Raw genomic sequence first — 25230 nt, 5'->3', positions numbered from 1 at the left:
CTGCCCGCGATAGGTGGTGCGGGTGCCGGGCAGCGTGCGCGCCAGGGTCGCGCCCGCAGGCAAGCCGCCGGTGAAGTCCCAGTCCGATTTGTAGGTGCCGAAGCGCACCAGCGTGTGCGCGGGGGCCATGCGCCGCACCGCGCATTCGTGCGGCCCGACCGGCCAGACTTCGAGCGGCATCTCGGTATCGTCCTCGGTGGTGCACTCGACCACCAGGATCTCGGGGGACAGCATGTCCCACACGAAGGCCCAATCCTCGTCCGTGACGGGGTCCTCGCTGTTGCTCTCGGTGACGTGCGGGCGATGCTCGGTGATGGCCGCGTCGACGCCGTAGGATGCGGCGAGCGCGATCAGGTTCGCGGGCGTGGGGCTGCGGCGTTCGACGATACGGGCCAGCAGGGCGGCGCGGCGGCTGGCGACGAGCTGGTCCATGGACGCGCACTCGTCCGGCAGGCCGAAGGCGCGCTCCCAATCGTCCAGCATCGCGTCGGCGGTGCGCGGGTCCGCTTCCTCGAGGAGCGCCTGCATGCTCGCCTCGATGGTCCCGAGTTCCGTGGCGTGCGCGTTGAGGAGTTTCGCGCCGACGCTCTGCCGATCGTGCGGCCAGGCCCAGCCCGTCGGCAGCCCGGCGAGGAGGCCCTGCAGGATCTGTTCCGGGTCGCGTGCCATCAGCTGCTCCAGGTGATGGTGCCGAGCACGGGCAGCTGCGTGCTGCTGGGCGTCACGGTGCTGGTCGGGCTCACGATGCGGTGGCTGTATTCCCCGCTGGCAGCCGAGATGGCCTCCGAGATCCGCGAGAGCGGGATCGCTTGGCCGATCCGCGCGTCGGTCGCGAAGAAGATGGTGAGGGCGCCCTGCACGGCAGTGCGCACGGCCTGGGTGTCCGGCGTGACGGCGACGGTCAGCGCCACGGGCAACAGCGTCGCGGCGAGGACGGTCACCGCGGCCGTCACGGGCCGCGCCGCTTCGATGCTCGCGGTAACGTTCGTGACATCGCCCGGCTGCGCGGCGGCCGGCCCGTCCAGCGCGACGATGACGCGCACCGTGCCAAGGCCGCCGGCCTCGACCGAGACGTAGCCGATGCCCGCGACCGCTCGCGCCCACTTGTCGTAGTCGGCCGCTGCGCCGCCCCGCGACGGCTCGCGGATCTGCGCGAGCAACCTCGCGCGCAGCACCTCGTCGCTGTCCGTCGCACGGCCGCCGGTCAGCCCGGGCGCCTGCACGGTGGCGGTCTGCGCCGTCAGGCCGCCGATCGGCGAGACCAGGTCCAGCACCGTCCCGGCCGCGGCATAGCCGGCCGTGCCGGTATCGTCCGCGCGGGCCGCGACGATGAGGGTGCCGTCGCCGGCGATCGGCCCGCCGGCCGTGGTGGTGTACCGGGCGCCGGTCGGGCCACGAGCCTGCACGCCGGATGGCACCACCAGGCCGGCCGCGCCGCTGAACTGCACCAGGCCGGTCGCCGCCGTGGCCGCGTTGCGCGGGACACCCCAGATGGAGGCCAGGCGCTCCAGCCAATCAGCCGCGGTGTCGGGCAGCATTTCGTCGGCCAGGCGGCGCTGGTGGAGCCAGACCTCATAGACCGACATGGCAATAGCGCGCGCGAGCACGCCTGCGGCCGAGGTAGACGTCCGGGCGTCGATGCCAGGGAACTGTGCCTCGATCACCGCGGCCGCGCGGGCGGCGATGTCCTCCGGGGTCGGGAGGGGCCAGGTCATTGGCCGACCACCTGGCGCAGCTCGATCACCGTATCGCCGGCGACGACGCGCATGCCGAGCAGGTCGCGGCCGATCCAGGAGGCATCGACACTGGCCGCGATGCCATGGGACGCGAGCGCTTCCTCGGCGTAGGTGATCGCCAGGCGGCGGGTATCCTCGGTCTGCTTGGCGCGGACGAGCAGCCAGAGCCGGCTTCCGATCAGGCGGCCCAGGCGATCCAACGCATCGCCCGGCCAACCGCGGCGGCGGCCGAGGATGGTGACGGTGTCGGGCGCCGCGCGCGGCTCATCCGGCAGGGCATCGTCGGGACGGGCGCGGCGGTCGCTGCCCAGCGCGATCAGCATCGGCGTCGCCGGCGTCGCGTCCAGGGCGATGTCGCCGCCCTCGATCGCGAAATCGCAGGTGCCCGTCGACGGATCGAAGCGCAGGGCGAAATCGAGCATGCGCCACAGGGTGCCGACCTGGAAACGAAAAGGGCGCGCCCCCGGACAAGGGGATCAGGTCGGCTGGTCGGTCAGCGCCGCACCGGGATCCACGCCACCATGGCGGTGCGTCTGCAGGCTGATCGACCCCGCGACGATATCCCCCGTCGCGTGGATCCGCCCCTCGACCTCGACGTCGCCCTTGATCCGCACGCCGCCGGCGGTGACTTCGAATTCCGTGCCGCCGACCACGGCGAGCAGGGATGTGGCGCAGCGGATCTCAAGCACGCCGCCGGCCTTGAGGTGGACGCGGTTGCCCGCGTCATCGTGCAGCGCCACCTCGCCCGGCGCGAGGCCGGCCATGCGCCCGCTGGGGCAGGCCACGGGCAGCGCGACCTGGTCGCCCTGATCCCCGCCGAGCGCCAGCAGCACGACGATCGCCCCGTCCGGCGCGCGGGAGGTGACGCCGTACTGCTGGAGCACCTCGATGCCCGAACGCATCACACCCTCATGCGTCTCGACGTCGACCGTCTGCGCTGGTCCCCCATCGCGAATGGCGGTGACGACGCCGCGCACGGCCTGGCCGCGCAGGGCGGCGGCGGTTTCATGATCCACGGCGTGTCGGTCCCGCTGTCAGCTCGCGCGCGGTGCTGTCGCTGCCCGTGCCTCGGCGCCGCGCCTGCCGGGCACGCTGGCGGGGCTCGATCGGTTCCAGGTCGTAGGCCTCGGGACCAACGAGCTCGAGCTCGGTCACCGCGCCCTCCTCACCCAGCTTGTAGGCGACCGAGCAGACCAGCATGTCACCTGAGATCCCTGCGAAGGGATCGGTGACCGCGACGAGCTCGTTCGGCCGCCAGAGCTTGCCCGGATCCCCGGCGCGCCAGTCGAGCACGCGATAGGACAGCGCCTCGGACTTCGCCCGCGCGACCCGCATGCGCCATTCCGCCTGGGTCTGCACCGATGCCCCGCCGGATTGCGTCTTGGCGAGCTGCACTGTGGGGCGGTGCCGCGTCACCTCCTCGTCCCGCGCCCGACCGGTCATGACGATGCCCGCGCGTTCCCGCACCGCTGGGCGCGTCGCGGCGGCGGCCGGCGGCGTCGCGGCGGTCAGCTCGCTTGCCGTGCTGTCCGTCGCCCGGTTCCCGCCGGCGCCGCGCGTCTGTCCCTTGACGTAGTAGTCGCGAAAGCGTTCCCGCCACGAGAAGGTGGCCGTCGCCTGCTGCACATTGCCCGGCACCTGCAGCGGCGCCGGCCCGCGGCTGGCCCCGCCCCGGGTCAGCAGCAGCCCGCCGATGCCATCCGACACCAGCAGCACCGCCCGCTGCCGCGCGGCCTTTTCGATGGCGCTGAGAGCCGTCTCAGAGGCGTCCAGGCTGAAGACCGGAATGGGCGCGCCGACATCGGTGTCCGCTCGCACCGTGATGCCATAGGGCTGGCAGATCCGTCGCGCGATCTCGGTCAGGGTGAGGTTCCGGTACTCGGCCGGCCCCTCCGGCGCCGCCGCGCCGTCCACCAGGTCGCCGGTGCGGTCGCGTCCCGCGAAGCCGAAGCGCATGGCATCGCCGGTCCAGCTCACCTTGGCCTCGTCGATATGGCCGATCAGCACGGGCTCGCCATCGATCCGGACGGTGCAGGCGTGACCCTGGCGCACTGCCTCGGCGACCTCCTGCGCCTGGCGCTGCTGCTGCGCCCGGGCGACACGGCCGGCGTCGTAGAGATCGAGGTCGAAACTGCCGGCGATCTCCTCGAGCGACCGGGTGACGGTGATGCTGACGAAGTCCCTGAAGGCGCGGCCGGCGAGCTCGAGCGTCACACGACCCGCGATCACGCCAGGTATTCCAGCGGCAGATCGGCAGGCACGATGGCGGGATGGCGGATCCGGTTGCGGCGGACCAGGTCCTCCATCATCGCGCGCACGGCCGCGGGATCGTCGCCAACCAGGTCATGGGCGATCGCCCACGCCGACACGGCGGTCGCGCGCGGCGGCAGGACACGCACGGCCGGCAATCGGCCGATGCGGTCATTGTAGTCGGCAAGCACCGCGTCCCGCACCGCCACCACCGCCGACCACAGCGCCTGCCCCTCGATCGGCGCGGTGCGTGCCAGGACCGCGGCATCGCTGGCCGAGGCGGTGAGCGCCGCGTCGAGCCGATCGCGCCAGGCGATGGCGTCCTGCTGCGAGACATGGTCGATGGTGCTGGCGGCCACGACGGCCTCCAGCCGCGCCTGGACGGCGGCAGCCAGGGCGAGGCTGGGCACCGGTGCCGCGATCGCCGCCAGGGCGTCGGCACCATCCAGCAGGGCCGTGGTGGCGGCCTCGGGCACGATGACGATGCCGGGCGTGGTGGCGCCGGCGGCCGGTCCGATCGCCGGCCGCAGGGGCGGCGCGCCGGCCTCGGCGATCTTGGACGGCACGGCCTCCAGCACGTCGGACACGGCGCCGCCATAGTCGCGGTCCGCGGTGAGGACGCCGACCTCTGCCATGCCGCGGAACCCGGCATCGAGGGCATTGCCGAGACCGGCGAGGCCCTGTCCTGCCGTGATGATGCCGCGCCAGGTGCTCGCGGCCGATGCGACGAAGCCCTGCACGCCGCCGATCACGGCAACAGTCAGGCGGATGGGCGCGAGGATCCTGCCGATGGTGGCCCGCACCTGGGCGCGGAGCTGCTGCACCTGGTCGAGCAGGTCGGCCAGCGTGTCGAACAGGCCGCCGCCGGCTGTGGTCGGGGCGCGCTCGAAGGTCGCGTCGAAGCGGGCGAGCCGGATCTCGCGGTCGCTGAAGGTGATGCTGGCCGGCTGCGCCAGCACCACCTCGATTTCGCCCAGCCAGGGGTGGACCAGCGTGCCAGGCCCCTCCTCGAGGAAGGCGGCGCGGAGGGCGCGGGCACGCTCGACATAGTCGGCACCGATGATGAGGCCACGGATGGCGATCGGCCCCTCGAGGGCGCCGAGATCCTGGTGGACGGTGTCGTCGCGGCCAGGGAAGAAGAAGCGCTGCACCCGGCGCCCGACCTCCTGCCTCGTGTCGGGGATGTCGAAGTCCACACCGCGGAAGGATGCGCCGAACAGGCCGTCGAACAGGCTGGTGACAGCGCCGAGGCCGGACAGCAGGCCGGACATTAGGGGCGGCTCCGCGTCGCGCCGCGATCAGGCGTGATGGTCACCGGGCCGGTGGTGGCGCGGGCATCGGTGACCTCGGCGCCGGGCGCCGGTCGCACCACGATCTCACCGACGACGCGCGTGGTGGCGGTAGGCGCGACGGCGGCGTCGGGCGCGTTCCATTCCTCGTCGGGGATCCGCTGCGCCCCGCGGGCGTTCATACGGGCGCCGAGTTCCGCCTGCGCGGGCGCCTGGTACTGCGGCGCGCCCTCGTTCGCCCGCGCGAAGAAGCGCTCGGCACGCTCCATGGCACGCTCGATCGGCCCCCAGATCTCCTCGAAGATCCGCTTGATCTCGTCCCACAGCTCACGGAAGCCCTGCCGCAGACGCTGCCAGGACTGGATGATCCGGTCGATGGCCGCGCTCGCCAGGCCATTGGTCCAGCCATCGACCCAGGTGACGAAGGCGTCGAAGGGCTCTCGGACCCAGAAGTTCCACAGGGTATTGAACCAGGTCCGCAGCACCAGCCAGGCGCCCTCGATGACACTGATCGCGCCGGCGATCGCTCCCGGTGCCCAGCCCCCCACCCAATCCGTGAAGGCGGTGAACCAGGCCGGGATCGTCTCCCGCCAGAAGGTGCCGAACCAGGTGCTCAGCGCGTCCCATCCCGCCTGCAGCAGGCGCGCCGCGCCGGCTATCGCTGCGGGCGCCCAGCCCCGCACCCAATCCACGAAGGCACGGAAATAGGCGGGGATATTGGCCCAGAGGTCGCGGAAGAACGGGCCGATGCGATCCCAATACCGCCACAGCAGATAGGCGGCGCCGGCGACAAGCGCGATCACACCGAGGAACAGGGCGAGCTTGACGCCGATGATCGCGATCAGGCCCCCGAAGACGAGCTGCAGCGGACCAAGGATCACGGCAAGCCCAGCGCCCAGGAAGCTGAAGACCTGGCCGATGATGCCGATCGCGGCCGCGGCGGCGAGCAGCCCGGCCGCCCAGGCCGCGACCTCGTCGATCAGGCCGGGATAGGCGGCGTCGATCTGGTCGATCCAGGTAAACAGGCGGTCGAGCGCATCGTTGAAGGGTTTGAGCGCGGTGCCGGCGACAAGCAGGAAGCGACGATGGAGCTGTTCCAGCAGTTCGGAGGTCCGATCCAGCTGCTTCTGGGCCCCGCGCATCCGGTCCTCGAAGCCCTCGTCGATCACGCGGGTGGACGCGCGGCGCGCGTTGTCGCGGATCCGCAGATACCGCTCCGTCTCCTGGATCAGCGGCAGCAGGCCCATCAGCGCCTGGCGGTCGCCGAAGATCTCCTGGAGGCGGAACAGGTTGCCCCCCGTGCGTTCCCGCAGCTTCTGGACCAGGGCCTCGAGCGGATTGATCCCGCGCCGCGCGGCGTCCTGCATGACGCCTTCGAGGTTTACGCCGATGTCGCGGAAGTTGTTCACCACCTCGGGCGAGGCCAGCTTCTGCAGGGCATTGAGCACGTTGTTCGCGGCCTCGCTCGACGAGCCGGCGGCCTGGCGCGCCACCTGCAGCGCGGCGGCGAGCGACGTCAGGGCATTCGGCCCCTGCATGCCGAGGGCGCGTGCCGCAGCGAGGATGGCGGGGAATTCCCGCGCCATGTCGCGCAGCTCGAAATTCCCGTCGCGTCCGGCCTGGATCAGGGACGCAAAGGCCTGCGGCATCTGTTCGGCCGTCAGGCCAAGCTGCGTGCGCAGCTGCAGCGCCGTCTGCGCGAGATCCTCCAGCGTCGCGCCGGTGCCGGTCGCGACGCGGGAGATGGTGGGCAACAGCGCTTGGATCGTGCTGTCGTCGAGGCCAGCGGCGACCAGGCTTGCCGCCGCCGCGGCGATGTCACGGCTCCGCTGCCCCGTCTCGCGGGCCAGGCGCTCATAGGCGACGCGGGTGCGCTGGATCATCTCCTCGACCGCCGCGCCGGTCTCGCCGGCGGTGATGGCGTTCTGCCGGAGCGTGTCCTCGAAGGCCGCGGCCTGCTGCAGCGGGCCGAGCAGAGACAGCCCGCCCACCACCGCCGCCGCGACCGAGATCCGCCGCAGTGCCTGGCGGATCCGATCCAGCCGGCCCGGGATGCGATCGAGCTCCGGGCTGGCGCGGTCGTTCAGCGACAGGACGAGCCGCGCCCGCAGATCCCGCCCTGTCGCCACGCTACGTCTCCTGCTTCTGCTTTACCCGCCGGGTCAGTTCAGCGGCCGCCCCGTGCCAGAATTTCGCCGCATCGGGCGTCAAGGCATCGAGCTCGGCGAGCGGGCAGCCGTAGTGGCTGCCGATCGCCGCGAGGATCAGCGGCCAATCCTCCGGCCACTGCTGATAAAATGGGCGGCGACCTCCAGCACGGCCATCGCGTCATCGGCATCCATGCGGTCGAACAGGATGTCGAACTTCGGTCCCTCCCAGCCGGCGGAGGCCGCGGCGGCAGCGATCGTCGCGGCGCCGCCGGCCTGCGTCGCGCGCCGCATGTCCTTGCCCTGCAGGCGGCGCATGTGGAGCGTCTCGATCGTCTCGCTGCGCTCCGACCCGCCCTTGCGGTAGCGGATGGTGACCGGGTGGCGCAGCGTGAAGAGGATGCTGCCATCCTCCTGCAGCTTCGCCTGCGGGGGCAGCTTGCCCTCCTCCTCGGCCGCATCCAGGTCGACCAGGTCGGAACCGGGCGTGACGCCCGCATCGCCGGCGTCGAGATCCACCAGATCCTCGGGCTTGGTGTCAGCCATTCAGCACTTCCTCCGGTTCGCCGGCCACCCAGCGCAATTCGATCTTCCCGCCCTCGCCGCCGGTGATCTCGGGGCGATCGCCTTCCAGGAAGGCGTCCGACCAGGTGAAGGTCTGGCCGGTGTCGCAGAGCACCTGCAACTCGCCCTCGCCGGCGCTGTAGAGATCCCGGAAGGTCTGCCCGCGGGCGAGCCAGGTGGTCGCCGTGATCTCGCTCTGCTGCCATTCCTGCGCGTAGCCCGCGCGCCGGCCGGACACGACCGCGTTCTGCTTGAGCCCGCCGGGGCGGAACTTCGCGCCCTTCTCGACTGGGATCTTCTGCTGCTTCCAGACGATGTCGATGATGCCGAGCGTCTGCATGGCTTACACCTCGAATTCCAGCCGCGCGGCGAACCGCATGAGATTGCCGAGGATCCGCACGATCAGCACGGCGTTGACCCGGTTCTTGTCTGGCAGGTCGCGCACGAAGGTGCTGAGCGCGACCGTCCGGCGCGCGTCCTCGATCCAGCCCAGCCGCTCATACAGCGCACAGCGCGCGGCCCAGCTGGTATGCAGGATGCGCGGCGTGACCACGGCATCGCCGTGCTCCGCGGCGGGTGATCCGTCGTCCGCGAGCTTGTGCCTGGGGTAGTTGAGATCGAGGTAGCTCGCCCAGTCGTAGCGCACCCGAGACAGGGTCCGCGGCGTCATGATGTCGAGCCAGGCGGTGTCGGGCACGCCGAGCGCCGACGTCTGATAGGTGCTGATGACGCGCTGCAGGCGGACGATGCCGCCGGTGTCGACGTCCCAGGTGGAGACACCGTCGCGCAGCAGCAGATCCTGCTCGGTCGGCGTGAAGCGGTTGACCGGGGCCGGCGGGACGATTGTCGGCAGCGCCAGGGTGCGCAGCTGGCGCGCCGGGTCGTTGGTCAGGTGGAAGCACGCCACGGCAGCGAGCTGCGCCGCCCACTGCCAGGGCATCGACCCGGCGGCATTGGCGCCGATCGGGAACAGCAGCTTGCCGTTGCGCGCGCTGCCGGCGGAGCTCAGCCCGCCGAAGGTGTTGTTCCAGCCGATGAAGCCGAAGGCGTCGCGCTTGCCCATCGCCGTGTAGCGGGTGGCAAGGTCCGTATCGAGCTTGCCGAGCGTGGTGCTGTCGGTCCAGGCGGAGACGATGTCCGTGTACCAGGCGGCCGCGACGGCCGCGAGCGCGGTGTCGATGTCCGGCACGCCGGCGCCGCTGGCCATGGCGGCGATCGTGACAGTCAGCCCCGCCGGCACCGCATCCTCGACCGCCGGGTTGAGGATGATCCGGATGTCGTTGCCGACCGCGCCCCCGTGTTTCGCGGTCAGGATGACGTTGCCGGCGGTGCCGCTGGCGGCGACCGGCAGATAGGTCGCGGCATTGATCGCGGCGCGGACAGCGGTCGCGACCGTCGCGGCGGCAGCGCCAGAGGCGACCACGGTCGGGATCCGCCAGGGGCCGATGCCGAAGGCCAGCACCCCGGACCCGGTCGCCGTGCCGGCGATGACCTGGGTGGCGGTCGCGGCCACCGCGCCGCCCGCATCGGCCAGCGCCATGACGTTCAGCTCGGACGTCGTGTTCGCATCCAGGAAGGAAGCGCCCATCTGCTCGGCGACCGAACCCGCACCGAACAGCGCGGTCAGCTGCTCCCGGCGCGTGATGCGATAGGGCGTGGCCGCCGCCGCGCTGCCGGCGGCCAGCTTCTGGCCGATCATCAGAGCGCGGGCCGGATAGCCTATGACGCCGGCATTGGTGTAGCGCGGCCGAACCTCGATCGAGGTGCCCGGGACGCGCCAGTCGCTCGGCGTCTCCTCGAGCGTGATGGTGTCCAACGGCATCAGCCCTTGCTCCCCTTGCCAGCGGTTTGCGGCGGCACCTCGAGGAGGTCGCCATCGGCGAGACGCCGGATCACGAAGGTGTCGCGGTCGACCTCCATCCCTTCGGGCGGGATGGGGCTGCCATCGCCGGGCAGGCGCACGCGGCGGCCCTCGGCGGGGCGGACGAAGATCCTCTCGGGCATCAATCCCTCACCTCGATCATGTCGGCAGGGCCCTCGGCATCGGGGAACTGCCACTGCACGTGCATGCGCAGGAATTCCGTCAGGTCCCCGTCGCCGGCGATGCTCAGCGACAGCGGGACCTCGACATTGATGGCCGTGATGGCCGTGTTCTCCTCGGCCAGGTTCTCGGCCGAGACGTTGCCGACATCGGTCACGGTGGCCGTGCCGATGCCGGCGATCATGAAGCCCTGCAGCGCGACGGCCGCGATCTGCGCGACCCCGAGCTGCCCCGCACCCATCGCATCGCCCAGCAGGCGCGCGACCGGGGAATTGCTGTTCTTCGTGACCAGGAAGACGGTCCACAGGGCGTCGCCGGCGAAGATGTGGGCATTGTCGCGCTTCGGGCGGACCCCGCCCCAGCCCAGGCCGATCATCGGCGTGACGCGCGTGAGCGACGCCCAGACGGTGGGCGTCAGCTTCGCCGGCACCACCTGGTGCGTGAACTGGGCAGGCGGAAAGAACGCCTTCAGCCGGGCCTGCAGGGCGTTGCAGCAGTCGAGCAGCGGCCCGGCGGCGATCAGATCCTGCACGGCCATGTCACCAGCCCCGCAGCGTGTCGGAGGAGAAGGCGCGCGGTCGATCCGTCACGCGGGCGCCGGCGCCCGAGGATCCGGCGACGGACAGGCCGGGCAGCACGGCGCTGCCCTCGGCGAGCTGGCCGAGCCAGGCGATCGTCTCCTTGCGGGCGAGCCGCATCTGCTCGGTCGGCTCCCGCTGCTCGCCATGGGCGAGCCGGAACCGGGTGAGCACGCAGCACGCCTCGACGATGGCGGGCGGATAGGGCGCGACGAGCGGCAGGAGGTAGCGGCGCGCCAGATAGCTGTCGATCAGGTCGCTCGCCTTGGTCAGGGCGTCGACGACCTTCGCCTCGTCCACCGGGGCTTCCAGGTTGCCCTCCGGGGCGGTGAGGCGCGCGGCCTCGCTCTCCCCGAAGGCGCGGACCAGGTCGTCGATGGCGGCGTAGGGCACGGCGCGTCAGCCCTCGCGCGTGACTTCGGTGATGACCAGGCGCTGGCCGCCATGGACATATTCCGTCACGGCCATTCCCTCGGTCACGCGAACGGCCTGCCCGACGTCGACGAAGGCGCCTTCGCGGTTCACGGCCTGCTTCTGGACCAGCACGTCCTGATGGTTCGGGGACGGGCTGCGGATCACGACGGCGGTGGTCATGCCTTCCCCCGTCCGCGCTTCCGGGCAGGGGTGGAGACGCCCGCCGCCTCCGCGGCTTCCTGCTCGCCGTCCGCCGCGCCATCACCAGGCGTCGCCGCCTGGCCCTCGGAGGATACCGCCCCCTCCTCGGCTTGCTGGATGGGCTCTGGGGCCGGCGCGACGGCGGGCGCCGCGACCGTCCCGTCCGGGGCATCGACGGCCGAGGTGCCGGCCTCCGCCCCGGGTCGCCCGGGCATATCGTCGGGGCCGGCGCCGGTCGCGGGATCCCGGTCGCCGCCGACGTCCACCGAGGGGCTATTGTCCCCGGCAAGCGGGACCGGCCCGCCGAAGGCAGCATGTGCGTCCGCCCCCACGCCCTCGGATACCGCCTCGAGCGGGATGAGCTGCAGGCGCGGCTCGGCCGCCATCGCCTCCAGCTCCCCGAAGGTGAAGGCCCCGGCCGGGTGCTCGGCCCGCGCCGGGTGCGCGATGCCGCCGCGCCGGAAGCCCGGCGTGCTGCACAGGATGATCAGCGCGGGGGTCAGGCGAGCCATGGCACCATCAGCAGCTCAGCGGTGTTGCGCCACTTGTTGGTCGCGCCGGCCGCGTTGCGCTCGCTCTCCAAGATCTCCTTGCCGGCGCCCTCCAGGGACGGCGGCACGACGAGCAGGCGCGGCGTGAGCGCGAGCGGCTTGCCGCTGTCGCTCTTCAGGCTGCCCATGGCAACGCGGGCGGCCTCGTAGTTCGTGGCGTCGAGCGTCTGCTTCGACCCATAGGCCATCTGCCAGAAGCCGAAGCCGACGTTGCAGCGGCCATCGACGCCGTAGCGGTACTCGTTCCGATCGAACACGACCTCGTCCGTGGGCGCATCCATGCGGCGGAACTCGAAGGCCCGGCGGTTCTGGAAGATCAGCGGCTTCAGCGGCCGCGACACATCCAGCAGGAACCAGGCCGCGCCGCTGCCGCCGCCGCTGTTGCTGACGGAGGTGACGGGCGCGCCGCCGACGCCACCGACCGGGTGATCGGTGTCGAAGAAGTTCTGCCCGTCATAGCAGAGCGTGTTCCAGCCATTGGCCAGCAGCGGCCAGATGAGTTCATCCGCAAAGGTCGCCGTGTCGCGGCCCATGCCCTGGAACATCGGCGTGTAGATGCCGACGTTGTCGTCCTCGATGTCATCCTTGTCGACGCCGATCGTCAGTTCCCAGCGCTTGTTGCGGATGGCGTAGTCGTGGGTCGACAGACCGTGCACGACGCGATCGCCGATCCATTCGCGCATCTTCGGGAAGCTGCCGAGCCAGCCATACTCGTTCTGCTTCGTGGTGCTCTGCACGGTTGTCGCCACACGCTCGAACTGGCGCGGAGCGCCATCGAAGGCCCCCTGATATGCGGCCGAGAAGGCGGTGTTGAGGGTGCGCAGATTGGCGCTGTTCAGGATCACGGGCGGGCGCTCCTCAGGTCTCGACCCAGACGCCTTCGGCGTCGACGCCGCGGCAGATGCCGGCGGCGCTGCGGGTGTTGGTGCCGTTCGTCTTCGCGACCGTCTCGTCATCGACGATGTAGACGGTCGATCCCCAGTCGGCGTCCGTGATGGCGTCGCCGGCGGAGCTGTTCTTCCAGCGGAAGCACCCGCGCCGCCCACGGACCTTGCCGTCGAAGCCGGCGTCGAGCGTGCCGGTGTCGGCCCGGCCAAGCGCCTTCAGCGTCGTCGCCACGGCGCCCTTCACCAGCTCGCCGGAGGCGTTCAGGCAGACCAGCGCGCCGCGATAGACGGTCTGGCCGGATGCGGGCGCGAAGGCGAAGTCGCGCGCCGCGCGCTCCGGCGTGTTGCGATCAGCGGAGAGCGCCATTTACAGGATCTCCTGCGTCTCGGCCGCGCGGGCCTTCTTGAAGGCCGCGGGATCGATGCCCATCAGGGCGATGATCCGTGCCTCCTCCCCGACCGGGTCGCCGGCCGTGCTGCCCTGGCCGGCCTTCCGGTCGGCGATGCCGCCGTGGTGCAGGGAGACGAGCGCCTTCAGCTCCTTCTCGACCTGCTCCGGCTCGCGCATGTGCCGCGCGATATAGTCCTCGCGCAGCGGCTTGATGGGCTTGCCGTCGCGGATCGCGGCATCCACCACCTCGATGGCGCGGGCCTTCTTGCCGTCGTTCTCCAGCGTCGTGACCTGCGACTGCAGGCTGACGATGGTCTCGCGCAACTTCGCCACGTCGGTCTCGCCGACGCGCGCGTTCAGCACGGTGACGATGGCATCCGTCCCGGCCTCGGCGGGCTTCTCGACCCCAGCGGCCGTCGCGATGCGCTGCAGCTGCTGGGCATGCGTGCTGACGGCCGTCCGGGCCGCCTCGGCCGCGGCGAGCACCGCCGCATCGTCCGCGTCCTCGGGCAGGCCGAGGGCGGCACGCAGTTTCTTCGGATCCACGCCGGGCTCCTGTTGGCTGTGCAGCGTCGTGAGCTGCGGGAGGTTCGGGTTGTTGACGAGGGAGGCGCGCAGCAGCGCGAGCACCTGGCCCGTCGCGGCATTGACCTGGATCGCGGGCGAGATGCCGCGATAGGCGCGGTTCTGCATCAGCAGCCGGCCGGGCGGGTTCCAGTCGACGCGTCCCCAGATGCCATCGTCGCGGGCCTGCAGCTCTACGATCCAGCCCTGCGCCGGCGCGCTGCCACCCTTCGGCGCCAGCAGGTCCGTCGCGTGGTTCTCGTCGAGCACGAGCTTGCCGCCCTTGACCGATCGGGCGATCACCGCGGCGGGATCCGTCAGGCGATACGGCCCACGGCCGTCATTGCCGCGGAACTCGCCGGCCGGAACTAGGTGCAGCCAGTCGGGGGGAGCGGCGTCGCTCCCCGGGTCCGGCAGCGCCTGGTGCAGGGTGACATACTGGATCATCACGGGCAGACTGGCCCGCGTGCAGGATGGATGGAGCGCCCCCAGATGGGGGCGGCAGCCACATCCCGCCGGGGCCGTTAGGAAGGCCGTACAGGCCCCCCTAGCATCCGGCGCCCCGCTGATGCGCGGGACGCTCTAGACCCGGCTCTTAGCGCTCTGATTCGGCTCTTAATCTGCGATCAGGCGGCAGGGCCGATGCCCGCTAGCGGAACCGCAGCCAGAACACCTCGACGGCATCGAGGATGGTGTCCTCGTCCGCCGCGCTGATGCCGAGGTATGGGCGGGCCGGAATGGTCACCTGGCGCGCGGCCCCGAAGCGGACACCCTCCGGCGTGCGGAAGATCAGCAGGGGCGCGTTCTTCGCCTTGATGGTGGCGCCGAACTGGTGGACGGCGGCGTAGATCTTGTTGCTGCCCACCGACACCTCGCCATTCGCGGCGTCCGACGTGATCGTGCCCATCAGGCCGCCACGCATGCCGGACTGCTGCAGGATGGGGCCGGCGCGACGCAGCGACGCCCAAGGCTCCTTCAGCGGCGCCCAGCGGGCGCCATCGGGATCCGTCTCCGCAGCGAACCGGTCATGGACGTTGGAGATCAGCCCGACGCCGATCGCGCGCATCAGCGGCGTGCTGTCGCGGCCAAGCTGCTGCCAGTGGCGGAAGGCGGCCTGGACCTCGCCACCGGCGAGGTGCGAGGTGATGACAATGGACGTCATCGGCGGTCTTTCGCCGTTTGCTCTGCTGGGCGAATCGGCGCGGATGATATCCAGGTAGGAAGTGTCAATATGGGAGCACCAAGATGCAAGACGCCGCGACAAACTTGATCCCGCTGGACAGGGCAGTGATTTACCCGCGTGCGCCAGATGTCCCGCTGGGAAGGATCATTCGCTTTCATGGCGCCAATGGAAAATCCGTTGTTGGTGTTCAAACGCGCACGCCAAACGAGCATATGGTCGGGTTGTTCACCGGGGAACGACCAGGCAGGCTTGTCGGGGCGAGGGAGATTGCAGGCCCGGTCTTCGACATCACGGACCTGACGAGGGTGCATGTCGAGCCAAGGCTCCTTAAGGCGGAAAGCCCGGCAGAAACCTTCGGCAAGGTTGTCGTGAATTTTGACGGCGGTGGGCATCTTGTGAGGCATTTCCTCAGTACGTGGAGCCCTGACGGCGCCGGCGGAAGGATTCCGGGGCTCCTCATCCCGCTCCAAGAGGCCGGGGATCCTAGCCAGCTGCTGCCTGACAGTTCGTCGTACTATTTTGCGAGTGTCTTGGTGCTCTGGCGCAGAGGCGTCATAGACAGCGTATGGCCCGAGGGAGCCAAGGACGACAGCAGTTCCCAAACATGACACACAAAAATGTTTCGGGTGCTCCGAAATTCATGGAACTGAACTCCCAGAGACACTAATTGGTGGAGGTGTAGCCGGGCCGCGAGACGCCGTACCGGCTGGGCCAGCCGGCCCCGGCAGCCGGACGCCCTGAGGGGTTGAGAGGCGCACCCCACCGGCTACACACTCCCTTCGATCAGCTCGTATTCGCCGCGGTTGCGGAAGCGCGCGGCGTCGACCAAGCCGCCGCTCTTCACGCCATTCATGACCACCCTCCTCCGCTCGTGGCCGTCCCGCACGCGGAGATCCATGGCGAATTCCACCACCAACTTCCCGGTGCGAGCTTCGGCCCGGTCGAGCGGGTCGAAGATCAGCAGCACGGCCCCTGTCTCCCGCTCCCGCAGCACAGCACGCGGGCGCGCGACGATCTCCGGCAGGCGTAGCGCATCGGCGATCGACAGACCCTTCGCGACTTTCGCCTTCGCGTCCCGCAAGATGTGCAGGAACTGTGCGGAGGTGATGGCCAGGGCGGAACTGGCCGGTGCGATCTCCCGATCCTGCAACCAGGTCATCGCGGCGTCGCTCAATGCCCCGAGGACCCGGACGCTGCCGTCCGAACGCCGTGTCTCCAGCAGGGCATTTGCCCAGGCCTCGAAATCGGGGGCTGCAATCGCCGGCGTACCGGCGGGGACCAATGGCTCAACGCTGACGCGCTGGGGCGGAGCGGGCGGCGCCGGCGGCCAGCGAGCGGGACGTGGCGTCGTGACCGCATCGGTCGGGATCCGGGGCGGCTCGCGCCAGGTCAGGCCTGGGTTGTAATCGAAGCCGGGATCGATCCCGAGCGGGACATAGTGGACCTCGCCGGTGCGCGGATTGACCCAGCGGCGCGTCTCGATGACGGGCGCCTGGTCAGGCCCGCTGCGCCCCATCCGCGCCACGCCGCGCGCCGAGAGCACCCGCACGCGGCAGCCGCAGCGCCAGCCGTTGGGCGGGTAGTGCGTGTGCCAGAACCCATCATCCGCCCGGAGCACCAGCCCGTTCCACGCCTGATGCTGGAGGCGCGGATGCAGCGCACCCGAGTGTACGTATTGCCAGAACGGGAAGGCGGCGAGCGTCTCGGGCTCGGTCTGCTGGGCATAGCGGCCAGCGGCCAGGGCGGTGCTGAGATTGGTCTCGTAGATGATGCGGCTGCGCCAGGCGGCCGTGCCGTTGTGGACCCAGCCGTGCTGCGCGACGATGGCGTCGAAGTCCTTGCGGAAATCCGTCAGCGTCCGGCCCTGCTCGAGCGCATCGGCGACCGACCGCCGAAAATCACCAACCAGGGCATCCGTCGCGGCGCCGGCGACCATGAAGCTGCGCGTGTGCGCGTCGCGCCAGATGTCGGTCCAGTGCTGCGTCGTGACGTTGGTCTTGCCGCGCAGGAACTCGATCGCCTCGCGCGGCGGCAGCCCGACGCCCGAGGCCACGCCACGGCTGCCCGACACGGATCAGCCGCCCTGCAGCTCGTCCAGCACCATGGCCTGGCCGGCCAGGTGCGCGATCGCCATGCCGCGGCCGAGCACGACTGCCAGGGCCTCCGGGTCCAGCCGCAGGCCGGCCAGGCGCCGGCCGAAATCGGCCAGGTCCGACGCGGCGTGCAGCTCGGCCTGCACCTGGTCGAGGACGCCGGCGAGCGCGCCCTGGGCATCGAGGGCCAGGCGGTCGGTCAGGGCCTGGATGACATCGGTCTCGGGCTGGCTGGCATGCAGGGATGCGATGCGGCGCTGGAAGGCCTGCAACTCCGGCGGTGGCGGCGGCTTGGCCTCCGCGCCCGGCGGCGCCTGGACAGGCGGAGGCGGCCGGCCACCGATGACATCGGCGTCCTCGCCCTTGGCCGGCTCGGACAGGCCCAGGCGATCGCGGATCTCGCTGGCTTCGACCTTCAGACCCAGGGGGCCGAGCTTCTGGACCGCGTCGACGACATTCGCCAGCGGCACCTCGTCGGGCCGGCCGATGCGGATGGACGGGTACGCCTCCTGCGGCCCGAAATTCAGGGCGATGATCAACTGCCCGAGCTGCTGCGTCGCCGTAGTGGAGATCATCCGCGCATCGGCGCGCTCGATATCTTCCTGCACCAGGCGGTGCTCTTGCGCGACAGCATGGCCACCGGAGACGGCATCCGTCGTGGTCGTCTGGCCCAGCACGAGCTTGGAGATCTGACGGTCGAGCCAGTCCACCCGCTTCTCGTACAGCGCCGAGCCATCGACGGCGTTCTTCGCCTCGATAAACTCGATCAGCATGCTCTCCGGGATCATCGCGGCGCAGTCGCCGGCGATGTTCGCCACGGCCCGCATCAGGACATCGCGATCGGCATCCGATGCGTTCGGCCCGTACTTCCCGACCCGGATCGGCTGGCCATAGTTCTGCACGAAGATGGCCCAATCCTTCATCGTGAAGGACTTGTACATCCAGGCCCAGGACGCGACCCGCGCCAGGCCCGACCGCATGACCAAGCCGGACTTGTTGGGATGACGATGGACGACGAATTTGTGCGGGGCGAGAGGCTGCTTCGTCGCGCCTTCCAGAAGCACGATGGTATCGCCGTCGTCGTCCGTGCTGAACCAGCGCTGCGGGCGAAAGGCGAGGCGCTGCGGCACGATGTTGCCGGGATCAGTGCGCCACATGATCTCCATGACGGAGAAGCCCTTGCCGACCGCGTCCAGGATGTCGAACAGGCCGCCCTCGAGCACGCCGGTCTTCAGCCAGGCGCGCAGGAAGTCTGCATGCTGGACGTGCTCGGCCGCATCCGACGCCGCCTCCACCGTGATGGGGAGCTGCGCGACGGAGCGCTTCCTGGTGCCGATGACACCGGCGTAGTGGAGATCCCGCTCCTCGATGTCCTCGGCGAGCTCGAGATACCGGAGGGGATCGCCCTGCGCGGCGGCACGATGGATCTGCGCCAGGCGCGCCGGGGTCAGGCCCTCGGCCGGATGGCCGGAGACGACAGGGCGGACGCCGGTCAGGGTGGGTGCGGCGACCTCCTCCCGCAGGCGACGGATGGAGGCGGGCGGGATCGGCTTGCCGTACTGGTCGAGCAGCGCCATCAGAGGCTCCCACGAAGGCGGGGATAGTCGCCGCGGATGCGGCTACCACTGGCAATCCAGCGATTGCGCTGGGCGATGCGATCCTCTTCGGCCTCGGCACGCGCCGCAGCGAGGGCCGCGGGCGTGTATTCGTAGAGCTCCGGATCCGACCGGCTCGCCGAATGTCCCAGCGCCAGCGCGACGGCGCCGTCCCCGTGGCGCTTCTTGCCCGGCGCGCCGGTGCGCAGGTCGGGCACGCGCGCGACACCACGAACCAGCTTCACCAGCCGCAGGTCGTCGAAGTGCTCGCGATCCTTCGCGATGATGATCTCGCCATCCTCGAACGCCGCCTTCAGGGGCGGCATGTGCTCGCGGTACCAGGGCTCGTTGAGCATCACCATTTCGATGCGCTGACCATAGCGCTTCATGGTGTTCTCGGCTGTCGTGAAGCCCGGGCCCGTGGCATCCATCTTGCCGCCGCGCAGCCGGGGCGTCCGGTCGAGCGCGTACCACAGGATGAACTGCTGCTCCTCGGACGGCACGTTGCGCAGCTCGATCACGAAGGGTGTGCGGCGAACCATGTTCTTCTTGATCGCCAGCGGCCAATAGACGGACAGGTCATGATACCGGCCGAAGTCCCAGCCGAAGGCGTGCTGGTCATCGGGGTCGAGCGCGGCGACTACTGGCGCCAGGTTCTCCTCGCACCACGCGCGGACTTCGGCCAGGCGCTGGCGCTCACTCCAGAGCACGAAGCCCGGCGGCGGTTCCCATCGCAGTACCGGGATCCCATCCTCCATGCGCGCCTCGATCAGCGCCGCGGACAGCCAGGTGCCGGACCCGGCGGCGGGGATGCAGAACAGCTCCTCATCCGCAGCCGATCCATAGAAGGCGATGATCTCGGCGCGCCAGGCGGCTTCGGCCTCCGCTGACCATGACTTGCCCTGGGTGTAGCAGATGCGCCGATACAGCCCGTCGCGCAGCGCGTCGTCGAAGGTGCAGCGGAGCAGGTGGTACGGCTTCCGCTTGGCCCGGATGTCGTTGATCAGGCCGTTGAACGGGTTCGCGTCGCCATTGTGCGTGCTGATGATGACCACCTTGCCGCCCCAGATCAGCAGCGCGAAGGCGGCCTTCAGCAGCTCCTCGAGGTCGTCGTGGAAGGCGGCTTCGTCTAGGATGACCTTGCCCTGCATGCCGCGCAGGGCACGCGGGACGGACGGCAGCGCCAGCACCTTGTGGCCCGAGGCGAAGTCGACCCGGAATGCCTTGATCTCCTTCTCAGGGTGCTCCGGGTCGGTGAAGAGGAACTCGCGGACCTCGACGGCGGCGGGGGACAGCGACTTCGCCCAATCCGCGACGTAGTCGATGAACTCGCGGGCCATCTCCAGGTTGTAGCCCATGTAGAAGACGTCGCTGCCGCCGGCGGCACGGGTCGCGGCCGCAGTGAGCGCGGCATCGGCGGCAATCGCCCAGGAATAGCCGGTGCGGCGGGACTTCTCCACGACGGTCACCGCCTGGTGCGAGACCGACGACATCAGCTCTTGCTGGTAGGACAGGAAGACGTCGGGGAGGGCGATCGCCGTCATCCGAAGGTCTCGACGCCCGTCGTCACTTCGACCTGCACGGCCGCGTAGCAATCGTCCATGCTGTAGTTGACGCGCGGCACGACGCGAATGGTCGCACCATGCCGCATATACAGCACGCTCATCTGGCGGTTCAGCTCCGCGACGGCGCGCTGCAGCTCGCCCCGCTCGAAGTCTGTGAGGCGACCGATCTGAGGCTCCGGTGTGTCGGGTGTCATGCGACCTTGACCCCAAAGATGCCCGCCTTGATCGCAGCCAGGGTATCGGGGCTGATCCCCTTCTCCTTCGCCACCGCGTCCATGGCCTTCGCCGCGTGTGTCTTCGCGCGGGCGGCGGCGCGCTTCTCCACCTGCTCGATGAAGTCGGCATTGTGCCGGCTGGCCTTCGTCAGCCGCTCCACGGCCTCGGAGATCATGGCAAGCGCCTTCGGATCGCGCAGGAGGGCCTGGATCGCCACGGCCTGCTCGTCCTCACCCTCGCCAAGGGAGAGCAGGTCGAAGATCAGCGAATGCATGATCTCGACATTGAGGCGGGCCGTCTGGCTCTCCGGCGCGTCGCCGAGCTGGCGAACCAACGCCTCCGACACGGCGCGCGATCGCCGCAGCCTCTCCCCAACCTTCTCCATCGACTGGACGTGGCGGCCGAGCGCACTGCGGCTGACCTCGATCTCCAGGCTCCGGAGATGGTCGAGAATCTCGTCCAGTGTCTTGCCGTGGTCGCGCAGGCGGCCGATGGCCTCGCGGATCTCGGCAGGCAGTCGGTCGATGGTGGACGGCCGGTGCGCCACGGCGTCAGGGCTCGACGGGATAGGCGACGCCGGGATGTATCTTGCCTCGGGAGACCTTCACGCCCTCCTCGGTCGCCGTGGCGATCCAGATCGCGCCATCGCCTTCCTCCCGCACCGTGACGAGGAGCTGCCCGCGGAGCCAGGCGAGGTCGGCGCGCAGCATGTCCCGGTTCACGTCGTGTCCGAGCAGCTCCACCGCGCGCTTCAGTACGAATTCGTTGACCCGGCGATCGTCATCCTGTGCCAGCGTGCGCAGGATCGTCAGTCGCCGATCCTCGGCATGCAGCTTCGCGAGACCCGACATTCAACCACCCCCTTCGCGCAGCTGGTGCTGCACCAGCAGTCCGGTCTGATGCTCGACCCGCTTCATGATCTCGCCGAGGCCGGACACACGCTCCGCCACCACGGCGACGCCCCGCTCCACATCGCCGACGCGGATCTGTAGCTGCTGTAGATCCTGGTGGTTCGGCATCTTCGACAGACGCTCCTCGATCGAGGTGACGCGATTTGAGATCGTCACCATGTCGCTGGCACGGGCGAACCCGTCGCCGCCGGTCAGCTTGTTCTTGAGGAACGCCACGAGCGCGCCGATGACGGCGGCGCCGACGCCGAGGATCCACATCAGGTCCCGATATTCGAACTGAATCACGCGTCGGCTTCCTGGATCTGGGCCGGCGGCGGCAGCGGCGACGGCGCGGTGGCGGCAATGCGGGCACGCAGGCGGGCGAGGATCTCCTCACGCTCCCGCTCGACGAGCTCCTGGGCGCGATCGGCCTCGTCGGTCACGGGCTGGCCTCGGGGCGCAGCACCTCCCGCACGCGATCGAGGCGCTGGCGGCAGTCCTCGCCCGCCTCGTCCAGGTCGAGAGCGAACAGCATCAGGTCAGCGTCCTGTTCGATCGCCGGCACCGGCGGGCGCGGCCGGCAGGTCAGCAGGTCCGCGGCGAGTGCCAGCGCCGGAGGAGGCGGCGCGGGCGGCTCGGGCAGCGCGCATGCTGTCAAGGCCAGCGCGCACAACAGGGCTGGCAACGCACTCCGTGCTGCGAGGCGCGGCATAGATCACCCTCCGGGTCGGTTCGAGCTCGTCCTGCAGGTCGCGCACGGCCTTCGCCTGGCGGTCCATCGCACCCATCACGGCATCCCGGTCGGCGATCGCCGCCTGGGCGGTGGCGAGATGCTCCTGCACGGCGGTGAGGCGCAGCTCGGCCGCGTCGCGCTGCGCGGCCTCAATCCTCCACAGCGCGGTGAGGCCGCCGATGACCAGCACGGCGGCACCGATGCCCCAGGGCAGCAGGTTCACGCCAGCGAGGCGCGCGACGATGGCCTTGATCACGGGCTGGCCCCTTCCGGCGGCTTGGGCTGCTGCGCGGCCTGCGCGGCCGTGCGGAAATCGAGGGCGCCGACGCCCATGTATCCGGCGACGAGCCAGGCGATGAGCGTCATCGCGGCCGGGACGACGATGCCGGCGACGCCCTCACCCCGGATGATCGCGACGATGACGACGATCCAGGCGGCAGCGCAGTTCGCGACGACGACGCTGCGGCTGAAGCGGCGGGACGATTTCGGGAGGATGCCGTTCATCAGGCACCCGCCAAGGCGAGCGCGATGGCACGCACCGTGTCCACGCGGTTGGTCCAGCCTCGGCCGAAGTCGCGCCAGGTGCGGAGTTCACGGAGGAACGCTATGCGCAGATTGCAGATGCGGTTGATCACGGCCGCCCGGTCGTTGGCTTCACGCAGGGCCGCCAGCGTGATGGGGCCGATGGCGCCGTCTGCCTCGACCCGCAGGGCCTCCTGCAGCCATTTCGCGCTCTGCGCCGGCCCGCTGTTGACCGCGCCGTCGAACACCATCAGGTCGATGCCGGCCGGCAGGCTGTCCCCCTGCACGCTGTTCCAGTATCGCGCGCGATAGATCTGCCGCGCCTCCAATTCCGTCAGGGCGCGGACATCGGCGCAGGTGACAAGCCGGCCGCGCCAGTCCGCCAGCGTGGCGATTGTGATGCCCATGTTGGTGCACCGACCCGGGTCGCGCGGATGGTCCACATAGCCGGCCTCGCGATCGAGGATTTCCTCCACGCAGATGCGGAAGCGCCGGGCGGGATCATCGGCGGCTGGGGTGACGGGGCTGGGCATGGCCGCGAGCATCGCGCGTGCGCGGCGCCAATGGCGCGCCCCCAGGTGCGGGGATCAGCCGGCCTGGAAGAAGTCGAGCTGCTGCGTCTTCGCCGTCATCTCGGCCTGCTGCAGATACCGGTGGACCGTGCCTTCTGTGATGCCCACGCGACGGGCGATCTCACTGTAGGACAGGCGCTGTTCCCGATAGACGCGGACCCGCCAGTATCGGGCCAACGGCACCTTCAGATTGTCACCGCCCCAGCGGCGCGCCAGCTTCCGCGCCGGCACCAGGCCGATATCGCGGGCGATCCTTGTGCCCTGGTTGACGGTGTGCGGCAGCCGGATGCGCGTGCCGTGGTGCATCTCGATAAGACGGAAGGTGGTGGCCACGCCGATCAGGTCGGTCAGGAAGCGCAGCTCCGCCGGCGACCAGGTGAAGTCTTCATCCCGGAGCAACAGCGGCTCAGCCATTTTCAGCGCGCCCCGATCCGCACAGTATCGGCGACACCACCCGAGTGAAGGAGAATGCCCCTTGCGTCTGATGCTGATCGCCCTCGCGGCCGTGGGCTGCGCCATCCCCGCGGCCGCGCAGGTCCCGACCGACGCAGCGCTGCGCCAGCAAGCCGAACGGTCTTTGCGGAGCTGTGACGGCCTCACCGGTGACGATGCTCAGTGGTGCCAGATGAGCCGCCAGGCCTTCGTCAGCGCATTTCAGCAAGCCTATCGAGGCAACTACCAGGCCCAACGCAATGTCGGCTACATGCTGCGCGGGTCGACCTCCGGCATCGCGGCCGACCACGTCGAGGCCTGCGCCTGGCGCCTGATCATCATCGCGCAGGGCGATCCGCAGGCGGATGCCAGCGACACGGCCAACCTGCGGTTCGATTGCGGCCGGCTGGATGCGCGGGGCCGTGCCACGGCGGAAGCGCGCGCGCAGGCACTCCTTGGCCAGATCCGCCTTGGCGCTGCCCGCCGCTGACATCAACGCCCCATCACGACGAGCATGAGGTAGAGGCACGCCGCCAGCCGGCGCTGACGGCGGCGCAGGCGGCGCGTGCGGCAGCGGCGGCCGGCCATCACGCCGCCTTCCCGCGCAGCCGCGCCCGCCAGCCTTTGAGCCCTTCCAGCACGCTGTTTCCGGCCTCGCCGTCCAGAAACTCCGGGGCTGCGATGCCGTCGGGATGCAGTGGCGTCTTGGTCTGGCGCCGCACGAAGGCGCGTAGCTCCGCCTTCGTGCCGCCCCCCTTCAGTGTCGCGATATCTTTCCAGACTGCGTAGATCATGCGGATCTGCGGGTTCGGGCTGCGCTTGAACGCCGGCTTCGGCTTCCAGCCCAGCCGCGCAAACTCGCGCAGCACCGCGTCGAGCTGGTCCGTGCGCATCTCCTTGGTGCTCTCCAGCCCCGTGATCCGGCGCAGCAGATCCCGGTAGCTGTCATCGGTCAGCGCGAGCTGCGCCTTGGCAATGTGGCACTTTGCGATCATGGCGCCGCGGTTGGGGGCGGGCTTAGCCATGGGCGCCCTCACCGGCGCGATCGTCCGCGCCCGATGGCAGGTAGCCGGTACCCCGGCACTGAGGGCATCTGCGCCAACAGACGGGATCGTCGCACCCCTCCTCACCGCCGATGGCGGTGCAGCAGTCTTCCACGCACGAGTTCCAACCACCTTCGCCGAAGCACTCGAAGCACGGCTCCTCGCACCCATCGTCGCAGTCGAAGACACCGCTCATGGCCGGAGGTCCTCCGCGATCTCGATGTCCAGGATCCGCACGCCGAGTCCCGCCTTCAGCACCAGGTCGAAGTGCTGGCGGACCCAATCGCGATGGAAGCGGGTCGGCGCAAGCAGCACGGCTCTACTACCCTCGGTCAGCGAGACGCAGCGCAGAGGCTGCATCCAGCGGCGGAAGTCGGCCTCGCTCACCCGGGTCTGCAGCCGGTGCCACAACGGATGGTCGATCGCAGGCAACTTGCACACCGGCGCCTCGGCCACAGGCGCCCGCAGATAGTCGAGGAAACGGCGCTGCCGCAGGAAGGTGGAGGCGTGGACGATGAATTCCGACCCGATGCCACGACTGCGGCACTCGGTCGCGTAGGCGTCGGCAGCGCGCACCAGGTCTTCGGGGCCTGCACCCTGCTTCACGGCCTGTGCGAACGCAGTCTCGGCATTGGCGCGTGGGTTCGGATTGCGGCGTGGGTAGGCGTTCCAGAACGCCTCGAAGTCGGCTCGCAGCGGCTTCGGAAGCATGTCTTTGGGGAACAGCGACTTCATGCGGCGGCCTCATGGATCTGTCGGCGGCAATCGGGGCA

Annotated in this window: 35 protein-coding genes; 1 reads left to right on the top strand and 34 read right to left on the bottom strand. The window is 70.1% G+C overall.

The window, feature by feature from the left end; genetic code table 11:
- From KPL78_RS29885 to KPL78_RS29730, 32 genes are all read right to left on the bottom strand, one after another.
- Positions 1–669: YmfQ family protein (locus KPL78_RS29885; protein ID WP_219766956.1), on the bottom strand; the 669-nt coding region annotated here is incomplete at its 3' end.
- The gene (locus KPL78_RS29880; protein ID WP_219766955.1) at positions 669–1715 is read right to left on the bottom strand and encodes a baseplate J/gp47 family protein; all 1047 of its coding nucleotides are present in this window, start codon (positions 1713–1715) and stop codon (positions 669–671) included. The genes KPL78_RS29885 and KPL78_RS29880, both read right to left, overlap by 1 nt.
- A complete protein-coding gene (locus KPL78_RS29875; protein ID WP_219766954.1) occupies positions 1712–2158 on the bottom strand; it encodes a phage GP46 family protein in 447 nt (148 codons plus the stop codon). Before KPL78_RS29875 ends, KPL78_RS29880 begins: the two co-directional genes overlap by 4 nt.
- A 54-nt stretch (positions 2159–2212) precedes the next feature.
- Positions 2213–2752, bottom strand: a complete 540-nt coding sequence (locus tag KPL78_RS29870) for a phage baseplate assembly protein V (RefSeq protein ID WP_219766953.1) — start codon at positions 2750–2752, stop codon at positions 2213–2215.
- The gene (locus tag KPL78_RS29865; protein ID WP_219766952.1) at positions 2742–3965 is read right to left on the bottom strand and encodes a phage baseplate assembly protein; all 1224 of its coding nucleotides are present in this window, start codon (positions 3963–3965) and stop codon (positions 2742–2744) included. The genes KPL78_RS29870 and KPL78_RS29865 overlap by 11 nt, the downstream gene beginning before the upstream one ends.
- Positions 3962–5257, bottom strand: coding sequence for a DNA circularization N-terminal domain-containing protein (locus KPL78_RS29860; RefSeq protein WP_219766951.1), 1296 nt, complete (start codon positions 5255–5257; stop codon positions 3962–3964). Before KPL78_RS29860 ends, KPL78_RS29865 begins: the two co-directional genes overlap by 4 nt.
- Positions 5257–7404, bottom strand: coding sequence for a phage tail tape measure protein (locus KPL78_RS29855; protein WP_219766950.1), 2148 nt, complete (start codon positions 7402–7404; stop codon positions 5257–5259). The genes KPL78_RS29860 and KPL78_RS29855 overlap by 1 nt, the downstream gene beginning before the upstream one ends.
- A gap of 135 nt (positions 7405–7539) precedes the next feature.
- Positions 7540–7968: a hypothetical protein gene (locus tag KPL78_RS29850; RefSeq protein ID WP_219766949.1), complete on the bottom strand. Its 429-nt coding sequence runs from the start codon at positions 7966–7968 to the stop codon at positions 7540–7542.
- Positions 7961–8326 (bottom strand): phage tail tube protein, encoded by a 366-nt coding sequence (locus KPL78_RS29845; protein ID WP_219766948.1) that lies wholly within the window; start codon positions 8324–8326, stop codon positions 7961–7963. The genes KPL78_RS29850 and KPL78_RS29845 overlap by 8 nt, the downstream gene beginning before the upstream one ends.
- Before the next feature lie 3 nt (positions 8327–8329).
- Positions 8330–9808, bottom strand: coding sequence for a phage tail sheath subtilisin-like domain-containing protein (locus tag KPL78_RS29840; protein ID WP_219766947.1), 1479 nt, complete (start codon positions 9806–9808; stop codon positions 8330–8332).
- On the bottom strand, positions 9808–9990 hold the full coding sequence (locus KPL78_RS29835; RefSeq protein WP_219766946.1) for a DUF2635 domain-containing protein: 183 nt from the start codon (positions 9988–9990) through the stop codon (positions 9808–9810). The genes KPL78_RS29840 and KPL78_RS29835 overlap by 1 nt, the downstream gene beginning before the upstream one ends.
- Positions 9990–10565, bottom strand: coding sequence for a hypothetical protein (locus KPL78_RS29830; RefSeq protein WP_219766945.1), 576 nt, complete (start codon positions 10563–10565; stop codon positions 9990–9992). Before KPL78_RS29830 ends, KPL78_RS29835 begins: the two co-directional genes overlap by 1 nt.
- 1 nt (position 10566) lies before the next feature.
- Positions 10567–10998 carry a gp436 family protein gene (locus KPL78_RS29825; protein WP_219766944.1) on the bottom strand — a complete coding sequence of 144 codons (432 nt, stop codon included), beginning with the start codon at positions 10996–10998 and terminating at the stop codon, positions 10567–10569.
- 6 nt (positions 10999–11004) lie between these two features.
- A complete protein-coding gene (locus KPL78_RS29820; protein ID WP_219766943.1) occupies positions 11005–11199 on the bottom strand; it encodes a hypothetical protein in 195 nt (64 codons plus the stop codon).
- Positions 11196–11732 carry an HI1506-related protein gene (locus KPL78_RS29815; protein WP_219766942.1) on the bottom strand — a complete coding sequence of 179 codons (537 nt, stop codon included), beginning with the start codon at positions 11730–11732 and terminating at the stop codon, positions 11196–11198. The genes KPL78_RS29820 and KPL78_RS29815 overlap by 4 nt, the downstream gene beginning before the upstream one ends.
- Positions 11720–12616 carry a Mu-like prophage major head subunit gpT family protein gene (locus tag KPL78_RS29810; protein WP_219766941.1) on the bottom strand — a complete coding sequence of 299 codons (897 nt, stop codon included), beginning with the start codon at positions 12614–12616 and terminating at the stop codon, positions 11720–11722. The genes KPL78_RS29815 and KPL78_RS29810 overlap by 13 nt, the downstream gene beginning before the upstream one ends.
- A 13-nt stretch (positions 12617–12629) precedes the next feature.
- Positions 12630–13025, bottom strand: a complete 396-nt coding sequence (locus KPL78_RS29805; RefSeq protein ID WP_219766940.1) for a hypothetical protein — start codon at positions 13023–13025, stop codon at positions 12630–12632.
- Complete coding sequence (locus KPL78_RS29800) at positions 13026–14060, bottom strand: phage protease (RefSeq protein WP_219766939.1); 1035 nt, start codon at positions 14058–14060, stop codon at positions 13026–13028.
- 202 nt (positions 14061–14262) lie between these two features.
- A complete protein-coding gene (locus KPL78_RS29795; protein WP_219766938.1) occupies positions 14263–14775 on the bottom strand; it encodes a phage virion morphogenesis protein in 513 nt (170 codons plus the stop codon).
- On the bottom strand, positions 14772–15188 hold the full coding sequence (locus tag KPL78_RS29790; protein ID WP_219766937.1) for a hypothetical protein: 417 nt from the start codon (positions 15186–15188) through the stop codon (positions 14772–14774). Before KPL78_RS29790 ends, KPL78_RS29795 begins: the two co-directional genes overlap by 4 nt.
- 374 nt (positions 15189–15562) lie before the next feature.
- Positions 15563–16867: a phage head morphogenesis protein gene (locus KPL78_RS29785; protein ID WP_219766936.1), complete on the bottom strand. Its 1305-nt coding sequence runs from the start codon at positions 16865–16867 to the stop codon at positions 15563–15565.
- Positions 16868–16870: 3 nt separating this feature from the next.
- The gene (locus KPL78_RS29780) at positions 16871–18466 is read right to left on the bottom strand and encodes a DUF935 domain-containing protein (protein WP_255569579.1); all 1596 of its coding nucleotides are present in this window, start codon (positions 18464–18466) and stop codon (positions 16871–16873) included.
- A complete protein-coding gene (locus tag KPL78_RS29775; RefSeq protein ID WP_219766935.1) occupies positions 18466–20028 on the bottom strand; it encodes a hypothetical protein in 1563 nt (520 codons plus the stop codon). Before KPL78_RS29775 ends, KPL78_RS29780 begins: the two co-directional genes overlap by 1 nt.
- Complete coding sequence (locus KPL78_RS29770) at positions 20025–20243, bottom strand: hypothetical protein (protein WP_219766934.1); 219 nt, start codon at positions 20241–20243, stop codon at positions 20025–20027. The genes KPL78_RS29775 and KPL78_RS29770 overlap by 4 nt, the downstream gene beginning before the upstream one ends.
- Positions 20240–20812 (bottom strand): phage protein Gp27 family protein, encoded by a 573-nt coding sequence (locus tag KPL78_RS29765; RefSeq protein ID WP_219766933.1) that lies wholly within the window; start codon positions 20810–20812, stop codon positions 20240–20242. The genes KPL78_RS29770 and KPL78_RS29765 overlap by 4 nt, the downstream gene beginning before the upstream one ends.
- 4 nt (positions 20813–20816) lie before the next feature.
- Positions 20817–21116 (bottom strand): VpaChn25_0724 family phage protein, encoded by a 300-nt coding sequence (locus KPL78_RS29760; protein WP_219766932.1) that lies wholly within the window; start codon positions 21114–21116, stop codon positions 20817–20819.
- Entirely contained in the window at positions 21117–21461 is a 345-nt protein-coding gene (locus KPL78_RS29755) for a DUF2730 family protein (RefSeq protein ID WP_219766931.1), read from the bottom strand.
- Entirely contained in the window at positions 21458–21598 is a 141-nt protein-coding gene (locus KPL78_RS29750; protein ID WP_219766930.1) for a hypothetical protein, read from the bottom strand. The genes KPL78_RS29755 and KPL78_RS29750 overlap by 4 nt, the downstream gene beginning before the upstream one ends.
- Before the next feature lie 96 nt (positions 21599–21694).
- Positions 21695–22144 carry a hypothetical protein gene (locus KPL78_RS29745; RefSeq protein ID WP_219766929.1) on the bottom strand — a complete coding sequence of 150 codons (450 nt, stop codon included), beginning with the start codon at positions 22142–22144 and terminating at the stop codon, positions 21695–21697.
- Positions 22141–22392: a hypothetical protein gene (locus KPL78_RS29740; RefSeq protein WP_219766928.1), complete on the bottom strand. Its 252-nt coding sequence runs from the start codon at positions 22390–22392 to the stop codon at positions 22141–22143. The genes KPL78_RS29745 and KPL78_RS29740 overlap by 4 nt, the downstream gene beginning before the upstream one ends.
- Positions 22392–22943 (bottom strand): glycoside hydrolase family 108 protein, encoded by a 552-nt coding sequence (locus tag KPL78_RS29735; protein WP_219766927.1) that lies wholly within the window; start codon positions 22941–22943, stop codon positions 22392–22394. Before KPL78_RS29735 ends, KPL78_RS29740 begins: the two co-directional genes overlap by 1 nt.
- Positions 22944–22997: 54 nt before the next feature.
- Complete coding sequence (locus KPL78_RS29730) at positions 22998–23396, bottom strand: sigma factor-like helix-turn-helix DNA-binding protein (protein WP_219766926.1); 399 nt, start codon at positions 23394–23396, stop codon at positions 22998–23000.
- Between the two features lie 61 nt (positions 23397–23457).
- On the opposite strand from KPL78_RS29730, the gene KPL78_RS29725 reads away from it, so the two are divergent.
- Positions 23458–23904: a hypothetical protein gene (locus KPL78_RS29725; RefSeq protein ID WP_219766925.1), complete on the top strand. Its 447-nt coding sequence runs from the start codon at positions 23458–23460 to the stop codon at positions 23902–23904.
- A gap of 97 nt (positions 23905–24001) precedes the next feature.
- On the opposite strand, the gene KPL78_RS29720 is transcribed toward KPL78_RS29725, so the two are convergent.
- Both KPL78_RS29720 and KPL78_RS29715 read right to left on the bottom strand, forming a co-directional pair.
- Entirely contained in the window at positions 24002–24439 is a 438-nt protein-coding gene (locus tag KPL78_RS29720) for a regulatory protein GemA (protein WP_219766924.1), read from the bottom strand.
- A gap of 210 nt (positions 24440–24649) precedes the next feature.
- Entirely contained in the window at positions 24650–25192 is a 543-nt protein-coding gene (locus KPL78_RS29715; protein ID WP_219766923.1) for a DnaA N-terminal domain-containing protein, read from the bottom strand.
- Between the last annotated feature and the right edge of the window lie 38 nt (positions 25193–25230).

Source organism: Roseomonas alba (genome assembly GCF_019430885.1).
Taxonomy (GTDB): Bacteria; Pseudomonadota; Alphaproteobacteria; order Acetobacterales; family Acetobacteraceae; genus Neoroseomonas; species Neoroseomonas alba.
The sequence above is the reverse complement of the archived record's forward strand: the minus strand, read 5'-3'. Positions and strand labels throughout refer to the sequence as shown.